Source organism: Rhodoblastus acidophilus (genome assembly GCF_900187365.1).
Taxonomy (GTDB): Bacteria; Pseudomonadota; Alphaproteobacteria; order Rhizobiales; family Beijerinckiaceae; genus Rhodoblastus; species Rhodoblastus acidophilus.
In genome coordinates this window covers 51,790-62,546 of the sequence record NZ_FYDG01000016.1, presented here as the reverse complement: position 1 = coordinate 62,546, position 10,757 = coordinate 51,790, and the positions used below count along the sequence as shown (strand labels likewise).

General features: G+C 62.7%; 8 protein-coding genes and 3 pseudogenes. 6 read left to right on the top strand and 5 right to left on the bottom strand.

Features of this window, described 5'->3' with window-relative positions; all coding sequences use genetic code 11:
* Positions 1 to 538 precede the first annotated feature (538 nt).
* Positions 539 to 856, bottom strand: coding sequence for a hypothetical protein (locus tag CFB24_RS19175; protein WP_088522242.1), 318 nt, complete (start codon positions 854 to 856; stop codon positions 539 to 541).
* Between the two features lie 91 nt (positions 857 to 947).
* Here CFB24_RS19175 and CFB24_RS19170 point away from each other — a divergent pair, with 91 nt between their 5' ends.
* The 3 genes from CFB24_RS19170 to CFB24_RS19160 are packed head-to-tail and all read left to right on the top strand — an operon-like array spanning position 948 to position 3,888.
* Positions 948 to 1,889: a hypothetical protein gene (locus tag CFB24_RS19170; RefSeq protein WP_088522241.1), complete on the top strand. Its 942-nt coding sequence runs from the start codon at positions 948 to 950 to the stop codon at positions 1,887 to 1,889.
* The gene (locus CFB24_RS19165; protein ID WP_158255296.1) at positions 1,850 to 3,037 is read left to right on the top strand and encodes a glycosyltransferase family 4 protein; all 1,188 of its coding nucleotides are present in this window, start codon (positions 1,850 to 1,852) and stop codon (positions 3,035 to 3,037) included. Before CFB24_RS19170 ends, CFB24_RS19165 begins: the two co-directional genes overlap by 40 nt.
* Positions 3,034 to 3,888 carry a right-handed parallel beta-helix repeat-containing protein gene (locus tag CFB24_RS19160; RefSeq protein WP_088522239.1) on the top strand — a complete coding sequence of 285 codons (855 nt, stop codon included), beginning with the start codon at positions 3,034 to 3,036 and terminating at the stop codon, positions 3,886 to 3,888. Before CFB24_RS19165 ends, CFB24_RS19160 begins: the two co-directional genes overlap by 4 nt.
* On the opposite strand, the gene CFB24_RS19155 is transcribed toward CFB24_RS19160, so the two are convergent.
* Positions 3,854 to 4,915, bottom strand: coding sequence for a 2OG-Fe(II) oxygenase (locus CFB24_RS19155; RefSeq protein ID WP_088522238.1), 1,062 nt, complete (start codon positions 4,913 to 4,915; stop codon positions 3,854 to 3,856). The two genes, CFB24_RS19160 and CFB24_RS19155, sit on opposite strands and share 35 nt — an antisense overlap.
* Positions 4,916 to 5,778: 863 nt before the next feature.
* Between CFB24_RS19155 and CFB24_RS19150 the strand changes: the two genes are divergently transcribed.
* The 3 genes and pseudogenes from CFB24_RS19150 (at position 5,779) to CFB24_RS19140 (ending at position 8,550) form a co-directional block, all read left to right on the top strand.
* Positions 5,779 to 7,230, top strand: coding sequence for an Ig-like domain-containing protein (locus CFB24_RS19150; RefSeq protein WP_088522237.1), 1,452 nt, complete (start codon positions 5,779 to 5,781; stop codon positions 7,228 to 7,230).
* A gap of 154 nt (positions 7,231 to 7,384) precedes the next feature.
* Positions 7,385 to 7,692: pseudogene (locus tag CFB24_RS19145) on the top strand (helix-turn-helix domain-containing protein); the annotation flags it as partial.
* Positions 7,693 to 7,764: 72 nt separating this feature from the next.
* Entirely contained in the window at positions 7,765 to 8,550 is a 786-nt protein-coding gene (locus CFB24_RS19140; protein ID WP_158255295.1) for an FkbM family methyltransferase, read from the top strand.
* Positions 8,551 to 8,797: 247 nt separating this feature from the next.
* Here the strand turns inward: CFB24_RS19140 and CFB24_RS19135 are convergent.
* From CFB24_RS19135 to CFB24_RS19125, 3 genes and pseudogenes are all read right to left on the bottom strand, one after another.
* A pseudogene (locus tag CFB24_RS19135) lies at positions 8,798 to 9,319 on the bottom strand (transposase); the annotation flags it as partial.
* Positions 9,274 to 9,513 (bottom strand): annotated as a pseudogene (locus CFB24_RS19130) (ATP-binding protein); the annotation flags it as partial. The pseudogenes CFB24_RS19130 and CFB24_RS19135, both read right to left, overlap by 46 nt.
* Positions 9,425 to 10,639 carry an ATPase domain-containing protein gene (locus CFB24_RS19125; RefSeq protein ID WP_088522235.1) on the bottom strand — a complete coding sequence of 405 codons (1,215 nt, stop codon included), beginning with the start codon at positions 10,637 to 10,639 and terminating at the stop codon, positions 9,425 to 9,427. The gene CFB24_RS19125 and the pseudogene CFB24_RS19130, both read right to left, overlap by 89 nt.
* Positions 10,640 to 10,757: the final 118 nt, after the last annotated feature.

Genomic DNA, 10,757 nt, shown 5'->3' with positions numbered 1-10,757 from the left:
CTTATGGGCCGCGATCCGGAAAGCCTTTCAGAGCTTCACTCCAGACGAATGCCGCAACTATCTCGCCGCAGTTGGATATGACGCATATGATCCAAGATGAGCGGCCACCGCTCTAGCCATTCAACAATCGGCACGCGCGATATTCTTCGGCAAGAACTGGCGTCGCCTATTTAGCAGCTCATCTGCCACTCAGCGTGGTCGCCGAGGAGCCGCGAATATAGGTTTCGCTTTGCCGCGCTATTGCCAAGGCAGGCATTGTTCAGCGTTAAGCGACAGCCGTTCTCGTGGTCATGGACTCAACGAATTAAATTCGTCACCATTTTAATCAGAAGTCAAGGAGTTTTTACGAAAAGCCATTTCACTTAAATAACGCCTCTAATTCAATATTTTGCTTATTCGCATTCTCGTTCTCATATCGTTTTAACTCCGGGAACTGCAATTTCGTCGACGGAAACATCCTCCTGCCCTAACGACGACCGGGCCGTCGCAATCCCGCCGGCCATGTCGCAGGGTGGAGAAGCTCAGACCGCCAGTCGCCTTACGCCTCAAGGGCGCTCGTATGCGGCGCGACGCCCACGGCAAGCCCTTTCTGAGCAGCTGCGCCACGCAGCGCGGGTCTCAGATCGAAGGCGACTTTGTGTCGTGTTCCCGCGCGAGGCAGTGGAAGCGCGGACGTCGATGACGGGCCGGGGGTAGCCGAAAGGCGCCGAAGTCCGGAAAATTCCGACATGGCCACCCAATACGCGGCCATGTCCTTGAAGGCAAAACGCAGCCGCGCGGCGCCGGGCATGCGGGCGTAAAGATGGCCGACATCGGCCTCGACGCTCCTCGGTTTGAACCCGTGAACGGCTGACATCGTGGGCTCCTTGATTATTTTCGCATTTAATTGAATCTTGCATTAAATAGTCATGGATGTATTAAATATGGCCATGCGATGGGGAGGAGCCATGACGGCGCATGCGGAGATCGTGGTCCTTCGCGTGGACTTCGACAATGTGGGCGATATCGCCCACTGCCTCACGGCCTTGTCGCGCGCCGAGCCCGCCTTCGATATTTTCGTCTGCGAGAGTGGTGGTCGCGCCTTTCATAACTCGCGCATCGTATGCCTAGCGCGCAGAGGCCGGCGCCGCGCGCCGGAGCCTTTTTTCGACACGACGAGAATGCGCCATGCGGCGCGGCCGGCGCGCGTGAACATTGGCTGGGCGCAGGACGATCCACGCGATGCCGCAGGCGTCAACGCGTGGTTGCGCCCGCTCCTCCGGCGGCTGGGCTGGAAGGGCGTGTGGTTTCCCAATCCCTACGCTGATCGGGAGCTTGGCGCGCTGGCTGCCCTGACCGCGGGCGCGGAAGGCGCCGGAAAGAGCGCTGTAAGCAGCGCACTTCTCGATGTCGGCCTTCGTGAGGCGGCGCGCTTTCTGGGGAGGGGCCAATGGCGGCGCCTATCGTCGCACAGCGTCGCGTTCGGAAAGGTCGGCCGCCTCGATGCGCCGGTCGACTTTGACGCAAGCGAGCGCGCCACGAATAGCCTCTCCGGCGCCTCCATGAACATGTATATGACGCGGCGCGGCATCGAGCAGAGCGGCGGCGCTTCGTCCCTGTCGCGGCTCTCAGCCGGTCTGCAGCGCCGCAACGCCTTGCATTTGGTTGGCCGGCATTTTCCGTCGACGCCGCCGCTAAACGTCGCCGTTTCGCTCGCCTATGCGCTGCCCCTGCTGCGTGTTGCGCTCCGCAACGTCTTCGCGGCGCTGGAGGGCCTGCTTACGGACCTACGCGGCGCGCGGAGGCGGCCCGCATGGATCGAGGACGGCCAGGGCGGCGCCTGCAGCTCTGGCGAGTCAGGAGACGTGACATGCAAGCTTCACTCGATGTGTTCCTGCCGCTGCCCTTGACGCGCTGCGGTCCGAGCTACACCTGCGGGATGCTCTCGCGCGACATGGCGGGGCCCGATCTCGACGTGCGCATCCTCACGCCGCGCACCCGCGCCTTTTCCGTGCGGCCGGCCAAGGTGGAGCAGAGCCTGCCCCCGCTCGGGCGCGTCGTTCCTTATCGCTGGGTCAAGAAAACAGCGCTCGACGGTTTTGAAAGCCGCTTCGTCGCGGCGGTGAAACGGCGGCCGCAGGAGCGACGCGCCGCGTACATCTGGCCGGACGCGAGCGCAGGCGCCATCAGCACACTAAAGAACGAGGGCGTCCTGGTGTTTCGCGAAATGATTAATTGCTGCCTCGCGGGGGCCAAGCCGATCCTCGACGAAGGCTATGCCCGCCTCGGCGTCGCCTCGCGTCATACCATCACCGAGGCAATGGCGCAGGCCGAGGAGAAGGGGCTTCACGCCGTGGATTATATTTTTTGTCCCAACGCCATGGTCGAGGACCTCCTGGAGAGGCAGGGAATCCCGACGAAAAAACTTATTCCCGCGAGTTACGGCTGGGAGCCGTCGCGGCTTGCCGGCAGCCATTGTCTGCTGAAGCCCGCCGATGGCCCGACCTTCGTCTTCGTGGGCACGATCTGCGTGCGCAAGGGAAGCCACCTTCTGCTCGATTACTGGGCAAGCAGTGGCGTCAAGGGGCGCCTGGTTCTCGCGGGCGCGATCGAACCGTTCATCGCCGAGCGATGCGCCGCTTTGCTGGCGCGGGACGATGTGGTCGTGCTCGACTATGTGAAGGACATCGGCGCGCTCTATCGCTCGGCCGATGTTTTCGCATTTCCAACCCTTGAGGAAGGCGGGCCGCAGGTCACCTATGAGGCGTGCGGATGCGCCCTGCCGATCATCACCACCCCCATGGGCGTGGGGCGTATCGTCCGCCACCGGAGGGAAGGCTTGGTGCTTGACGCCTATGACCGCGCCGGCTGGATCGCCGGACTGCGGGAACTGGCGGAAGATGACGCGGTCCGCGCCGCCATGGCCGCATCCGCCCGCGCGCGAGCAGCCCTGTTCCACTGGGACCAGGTGGCGTGGCGGCGCAAGCGGCAGTTGATTGAGAGGCTGAGCGGGCGCGCTTTTGCGCCGGACGACGCGCTTATCGAGGCGACGCCATGATCGGCCTGCTGATCGGCGCCGTTCTGCAGGTCGCGGAGGCGCAGGCCGCCGCGCTCGAGCGCGCCATGGCGTTTCCAAACGCCAGCACCACGGGCGTTCCCGCCGGCCTTTCGCTCAAGCCCTCCGGTCCCCTGCTGATCGACGAGGCCGGGGCTATGGTCGAGGGCCTGGACATCGACGGGGGGGTGGTCATCGCCGCGCCCAATGTCACGCTGAACAATTGCCGCGTCAGGTCGGGGGGCTATCAGGTGATCCTCGTGAAGGCGCCGGGCGCGACCATCAGCCATTGTGACATCGACAATCTCGGCGCCGGGGGACAAGGGATCTCCGGCGCGGGCCGCTTCATCGCCAACAATATCCACGGCTGCGCTGACGGCATCAACGTGTCCGGCGACAATACGCTGATCCGCGATAATTACATCCACGACATGAAGGGGACGGCCGACTCGCATTTCGACTCCATTCAGGTCGACGGAAAACTGTCCAATCTGCGTATCGAGCATAATGCCGTTTTCAATGAGATTGGGCAGACCTCGGCGCTGATGTTGGACAATTACTGGGGCCCGATCGATCATGCGCGGATCGAGCGCAACCTCTTCGTCGGCGGCGGTTACACGGTCTATATCAATGAGGTCGCCAAGGGTCAGCCCGGCGGCGGGCGCGTGACCGATGTGGTCTTCGTCGACAATTTGCTGACCGCTGGAGCCTATGGCTTCTGGGACATCAGGACTGAACTGGGCGACCGCCCCGTTTTGTCGGGAAACCGCGACAGGGTGAGCGGGCGCCTGATCCCCGGTCAGAGCGCGCCGGAAGCGGTCAGGAGCGCGAAGCCGCGGCCAGCGAGCGAGTGAAATCCTCACGAAGGCGCTGCGACGCCTCGTCGTAGAAGAAGGTGATAAAGGCGTAGCGCTCGCCGCGCGTGATCGGCGTCACCTCATGCAGCAGCGCGCAGGAAAACACCAGCGCGTCGCCGGCCTTGGCCCGGTAGGCGCGGCGGCCGAATTCGGGAAAGGTCAGGGCGCCGCCGTCGAAATCCTCATTGAGGATGATCGAGGCCGCGAAGCGCCGGTGCGCCACCACGGGCGCGGTGTTGTCGCGGTGCGGCCGAAAATAGCCGCCTGTCTCCGAGCTGTAGCGGCCGATGAGATAGCGTTCGATCCGGGTCGTCCTAAACTGGAACGCGCGATAGATCATCGGCAGCAGGCGGCGCGAGATCTGTTCGCGGCATTGCGCGATCATCGCTTCGTCCTTGATGTAATGGTCGAGGCGCATCCGCCACTCAAGGTCGAAGCGCTGGATCGTTTCGCCCGCGCTTTCGATGGCGCCGACCTCGCGCCCGCCCGCGGCCTGATAGAGGGCGATCAATGTCTTGCAGAAGGCGCGGTCGAAGACGTTCGGAACGATCAGGAGCGGCGCGGAGCCAGGGGCCTCGGCCTCATCTAACCAGTGGCGGACGCAGGACTCAACGCGGGCGGCGAGCACGCCCGGATCCTCCACCGGAGCGATATCGACGATCTGCAACATCGGGTTCAGCACCAGAACGACGGGGCCGGCCTCGGCGAGGCCGAACAGGCCCGCGACATCCCCTTTGTCGCGCAGGCGCAGCCGCCCGGCGCTGCGGGACGGCTCCAGCGCGACGCCGCTCACTTCGGGGCCAATCGCCAGGCACAGGGCGCGGCCGTCGTCGTAGACGCCCAGCGCTTCGACTGCGGCCAGCGCTGCGCTGACAGTGGGGTCGCGCAGAGAGCGAAACAGGAAAAGGACAAGGGGGCGGCCCGCGAGTTCGTCGATAGCAACGTTTTTGTCGTAGCCGACCTCCATCGCCGAAAACCAGGGTATCGGTTCGCCAATACCGACCCGCGCGGTTCGTGTTGTCATGGTGTTTTGTCCGGTCTCGTGATCGTGAGATGTCAAACGATAGAGCCGCGGGTTGGCGAAAATATGCCGGCGACTTCAATAAGTTAACTTTGGCTGAAAAGATAAAATTTTATTTTATTTATCCGCCGTCTCCGTACGGAGATACGACGCCAAAATCAGCAATGAACCGTAGGCGCGAAGACAATAGGACAAATTTCGAATTTTATCCTGCGCCTTTTTGTGGCGGAGGGCGGCGCGCTGGCGTCTCCCATCTCGCCTGGACGATTGAACCGCCAATTTTCTCATGGCGGCTCTCTTCTACGCGGGCGTTTGATTTTAACGCTTAAGCAGAGCAATTTAGCTGAAGCTAAGCGTTATGAGCGCGGCTACGTTCATGTGTTCATTGAACTTTATCAAAATTAAATCAGCCTGAAAACGGGTGCTTGGAGAAATTCCGTCGATCACAGAATTTGTGAATAATCAATCAGAACAAACGCGCTGATGATCTCTTTCATCTCCAAAGTGATATGCGGACCGCCCTGCTAGCCCATGACGCGGTCATTCGATGAGATGGGGAGCGGTTTGCTCGCCGGCTCTGATCAAAAAAACTCTTATGATTAAAGAAATTATCGTTCGCTGAAGGGACTTAATAGCTAAAAGCCTTTCATTAACCGTGCCTTAGGAGCGACGCTGCTCTATCAAAAGAAGCTGCGCGCCTTTGATGTGCGGGAAAATGACCATACAGGGGGCGCAGTCTGGTCAAAAAAAAGCCTCCCACCGAAACTCTTTTGCAGCGTGCAAACTGAGCAGCAGGACTTCATCAACGTGATCAGTTCCGACGTGTAATTCTCCGAATCATCTTCAAAACGCTATCTGGAGGCACAATGGCAACTTCAACCACTCTTTTCCCGGACGCCAGCAATACCGGCGTTCAGCCGGGCGTCGCCCTGAAGGCTTCGGGTCCGCTGGTCATCAACACGGCCGGCGCCGTGATTTCGGGCCTCGACATTTCCGGCGGCGTCTTCATCAACGCGCCCAATGTCACGCTAGTGAACTGCAAGGTCAGTTCAAACAGCTTCGCCGTGGTGCAGATCAAGCAGGGCGTGACCGGCGTCACCGTGCAGAACTGCTCCATTGACGGACTCAGCGGCGGCGGCCAGGGCATCACCGGCGGCGGATCCTTTATCGGCAACAACATCGTCAACTGCGCCGACGGCATCAACGTCTCCGGCAATAACACGGTCATCAAGGACAATTACATCCATCAGATGGCGGGCACGTCGGACTCGCACTTCGACTCGGTCCAGATTGACGGCGGGATCAAAAACGTGACGGTTGAGCATAATTCGCTCATCAACGAACATGGCCAAACGTCGGCGTTGATGCTCGACAACTATTGGGGGCCAATCGACAACGTCAAGATCGACAACAATCTGCTCGTCGGCGGTGGTTACACGACCTACCTCAATGAGGTCGCGCAGGGCCAGCCCGGCGGCGGCAAGATGACGAATGTCAGCTATACCAACAACCACATCGGGGCCGGGCAATTCGGCGAGATGGATTTGCGGACGGAGCTTGGCGACAAGCCTGCGATCTCGGGCAATGTCAGTGATGGCGCCGCGCTGGCGCGGGCGCTGAATACGAGCGGCAACGCGACGGCGCCGACGCCGCCCATGCCTACGGGAACCACGACTCCGGGAACCGGGACGACGACCCCTGATACGCACACAGGGGGCACGTCCCAAAACGACCCAACACCGACGACGCCCCCGACCAAGGCAGTCGTGGAAATCACCAACGCGAGCGAAAGCCATTGGAGCCACACCGCCACGATCAAGGGCGTTGCTGATGCGGGCGCACAGGTAAAACTCTTCGACGGCAAGACCGCTGTGGGTTCGGTGAAGGCCGATTCCACGGGACACTGGACCTTCAAGTCCGGCATGCTGTCGGACACGGTCCACAAGTTCACCGCGCAAGAAGTTGACAGCGCAGGCCATGTGGCGGGGACTAGCTCCGGCGCCGCCATCATCGGGTCGAGCGGCCACAATACGCTGAGCAGCACGTCCGGCAATGACGTGTTCGTCGGCAACGGCCATCCCGACTCTTTTGTCTTCGCCGCCAACTTCGGCCACGACGTGATTAAGGATTTTGTCGCCACCGGCGCCGGCCACGACACGATCCAGCTGGCGGCGAGCGAATTTGCTAATTTCGCGGACGTACTCTCCCATGCTCATCAGTCCGGGCCCGACGTAGTCATCTCCTCCGGCCATGACGCCCTCACGCTGAAGCACACCAGCGTGACTTGGCTCAGCGCGCAGGATTTCCACTTCTCCTGACGCCCGCCAACTTCGGCTTTGAAGCGAATCATCACGCCAGCGGCCGACAAAGGCCGCTGGCGTTCAAAGTTCAACGGCTGGCGCTCTGCTCGAACCGCTCGACGGGGGACAAGCCCGAGGCGCAAGCCTACAGACCCAAAGCGGAAGCCTGCTCCAGATCCAGGCGATTGTCGATGCTCTGACAGCGGAGCCCTAGGACCGCAGCGCCTTGATCGATTTGGGCGAAGCCGGTCGCGATGAGTGACAGATCCTTGGCGCGTCTGTTGATCGGCGAGACAGGACTGACCTTCGGACGCTGGCGACAGCAACTCCACCTTCTCGTCGCCCTTCGTGAGCTGGCGAGTGGCAGGACGGTGCAGAATGTTGCGGCCGGGACTGGGCTACGAAGCGGTCAACACATTTATCACAGTGTGCGAAAAGGCGCTGGGGACCGCTCCCACTCAGTGCTTCGCGCTCGGTTAATTAATTAATTATTGCGGGCAGCGGAATTAAATGCCAAATTATTCGCAAGTCACATTCGTCGGGGAGACGGCCATGGACGTAGGCCTCGATATCAGGCCCGTGAGCGGCAAGGCTTTCGCGCGTTATCTTTATGCGCATGCGCCGGGCGCGGCTTGGCTTCGCTTCGCGTTGAAGGATATCGCGGCGTATTGCGTCGCCAAGCCGGAATTCGCCGGCGTGCGCGCCTTATCGCTTGGCGGTCTGTTCGTCGATGTCGGCGCCAATCGCGGCCAGAGCATCGCCGCCTTCCGGCGCCTGGCGCCCGGGGCCGAGATCGTCGCCTTCGAGCCAGAGCCGCTGTGCGCCGCGCTGCTGCTCCGGCGCTTCGGCGCGGTGCCGCGTTTGGCGCTGCACGCCTGCGCATTGGGCCGCGACGAGGGCGAATTGTCCTTCTTCATTCCGCGCTACGGCCGTTGGGATTGCGACGGCATGGCCGCGACGACCCGCGAGGAGGCGACGCTTTGGCTGCGCGATCCCGGCCGGATGTTCCGCTTCGACGAATCGCTGCTGCGCGTCGAGGATCGCCGTGTCGCCTGCCGTAAGTTGGATTCCTTCGCGCTGTCGCCGGACCTGATCAAGGTTCATGCCCAGGGGGCGGAGCTGGATATCCTTGAAGGCGCGCGCGAGACGCTGCGCCGCACCCGCCCAGCGTTGATGTGCGCCTTCCCCTCAGCGGACGTGGTCGAGTTTCTGGGGCGCCTCGACTACCGGCCCTACGCGGCCACCCGAAACGGATTCGCGCCCGGCCTTGCCGGCGGCGACGCCACCTTCACCTGGTTTTTGCCCCCCGCGCGGGCGGAGACGGCAGGCTTGGCGTGAGGGGCGCGCGGCCTTCGGTTCTCATTTCGGGGGGACGGCATCATCCAGGAAACGATGGGCGACATTATCTCGTAATTGCCTCCTGTCTGGGGATGTCCCGTCGATTGTTGAAATAGGGGGAGCGGCGTTGCTCGCCTTGAGCCGGTAGGACGAGTGTCGGAATTTCCGTGTGATGGCCATTTGGAAACAGATGGATGTTGATTTCCGCGAGGAACAGGCTCTGACGCACATTTGATGGCGACACCAGCTATTGCAGTCCGATGACGCTGGCCTGAAGGAGGTCGATTTTTCCTCTGCCGTACATTTGACGTTTCACAAGTTTGAGCTTGGTGATCTGCCCTTCTGTTTGTCCATTGGACCAGGGAGAGAGGATCGCGGCGGCGACGGCGGCGCGGTCTTTGGCGACGCCGCTGGCGAAACAAGCGACGAGGCTGCTTCGTGCGCGCGCCAGCCACGGATCCAGATCGAGCAACGCCTTCTTGCGGATCATCGCCTGAAAGCTGGCGAGAATCTCGCGCGCTTCCACGAGCGCCGGCGCGCCGCGCTCGATCGCCGCGACAGTGACCGTCTCGGATTTCGAAAGATCCGCGCGCCCGATGGTCATGAGCCGGGCGATGGTACGCGCCGCCGGCGCGCGGGCCAAGCCCTGCGCGTCGGCCTTTTCGGCGCGTCGCCGCCGGCTCGCCCATTCACTCACCACGCCTGAGCAACCTCGAAACCCCTCAATCCTGAGTCGACGCCACGGCTCCAAGGCATTGCCTGCTGGCGCAATTTCGTGGCGCGCAGCCGTGCCGCCAGCCGCTTGTCCTGGCGCAGGGACGCCTCGCGATCGAGCAAAAGACCGAGCCATTCCGGATGGCTGAGCCCGCAGGCTTCACTGGAGGCCGCGATTTCGACGAAGGCTTTGGCCATGCCGTGCAGGCCGAGGGTGTGGAGTTGGTCGAGCGTTGGATGTTTGAGCAAGAGCAGTCTCATAACCGTTGAGGCTGTCGATCACGATCGTCCGCGCGCCATCGACCTCGACCGCCCGGGTGACATTGTAGGCGAACCTGCCCGGCGACAGCTCGCCGGGATTGAATTCGTGCAGGCGCAGCCGCCCCGACTCCTCGTAGGGCGCCAGGTCCATGCCGAGGCTGGCGGAGCGTTGGCGCAGAGTGCTGCGCTGTTCGTCGAAAATGAAGCACGCCGCCGATTCGCCGCGCTGAAGCGCCGCGAGCATGCAGCGGGTCACGGCGGACGACTTGCCCGTGCCCGTCGGCCCGATTAATAGCGTGCTGGAGCCGGTCGCCAGCCCGCCTCCCAGCAAGTCGTCCAGCTTGGGGACGCCGGTGCTGACGATGGCGGATAGGGGTTCGGGCCTTCCCGGATAGGTGGCGACGCGCGGATAGACCGCGAGGCCCCCCGTGTTGATGGCGTAATCGTGGGCGCCGCGATGGAATTCGAGGCCGCGCATCTTCACGGCATTCAGCGCGAGCCGCTCGGCCCCGTAGGTGTCCAGGCTGCCGCGCTCCAGCGCGATCACGCCATGGACGATGGTATGCACCTGCAGGTCGTAGGGACGCGCCGTCTTGTCGTCGAGCATGAGGACAGTGCAGCCCAGGCGGGTGAAGACGCGGCGCAGCGCGAAGAACTGCCAGCGGTAGCGCAGCGGCGTCTGGGCCAGCATACGCAGCTCGGAGAGGTTGTCGATGACGAGGCGTTCCGGCTTTTCCTGCTCGACCCGCGCCAGAATGCGCCCGGTGGTCTCGCCGAGTTCGAATTCGGCGGGGTGGAGCAGGGTCTGCTGGTCGTCCACGCTGCGGACGGTGCTCAGCTCGATCACGGAGAGGCCGTCGAGCGACCAGCCGTGCGAGGCGGCGGCCGCGCGCAACTCGTCCTCGGTCTCGGAGAGCGTGACATACATGCTGCGCTCGCCCCGGCGCCGCCCCTCCAGCAGGAATTGCAGCGTGAAGGTGGTCTTGCCGGCTCCGGGCAAGCCCTCGACAAGACAGAGCCGGTGGCGGGCGAGGCCGCCGATAAGGATTTCGTCGAGGCCGGGAATGCCCGTGGACACCCGTTCGCCGCCGTCGCCCGCCCCACCGGACGTCATGTCCCCACCCTCGGTCACATGCGGAAATCCATTGCTGGAGATGGAACGGGAGGAGCCCCACGCCGCTGCACGTCAAACCGCTGGCGGGCGCGCGCGGTTCCGTCCGGATCTCGGGATC

Excerpts from the sequence above, each read along its gene's own strand:
- CFB24_RS19175 (WP_088522242.1), bottom strand. The coding sequence starts at position 856 with ATGTCAGCCGTTCACGGGTTCAAACCGAGGAGCGTCGAGGCCGATGTC.
- CFB24_RS19170 (WP_088522241.1), top strand. The coding sequence starts at position 948 with ATGACGGCGCATGCGGAGATCGTGGTCCTTCGCGTGGACTTCGACAAT.
- CFB24_RS19165 (WP_158255296.1), top strand. The coding sequence starts at position 1,850 with ATGCAAGCTTCACTCGATGTGTTCCTGCCGCTGCCCTTGACGCGCTGC.
- CFB24_RS19160 (WP_088522239.1), top strand. The coding sequence starts at position 3,034 with ATGATCGGCCTGCTGATCGGCGCCGTTCTGCAGGTCGCGGAGGCGCAG.
- CFB24_RS19155 (WP_088522238.1), bottom strand. The coding sequence starts at position 4,915 with ATGACAACACGAACCGCGCGGGTCGGTATTGGCGAACCGATACCCTGG.
- CFB24_RS19150 (WP_088522237.1), top strand. The coding sequence starts at position 5,779 with ATGGCAACTTCAACCACTCTTTTCCCGGACGCCAGCAATACCGGCGTT.
- CFB24_RS19140 (WP_158255295.1), top strand. The coding sequence starts at position 7,765 with ATGGACGTAGGCCTCGATATCAGGCCCGTGAGCGGCAAGGCTTTCGCG.
- CFB24_RS19125 (WP_088522235.1), bottom strand. The coding sequence starts at position 10,639 with ATGACGTCCGGTGGGGCGGGCGACGGCGGCGAACGGGTGTCCACGGGC.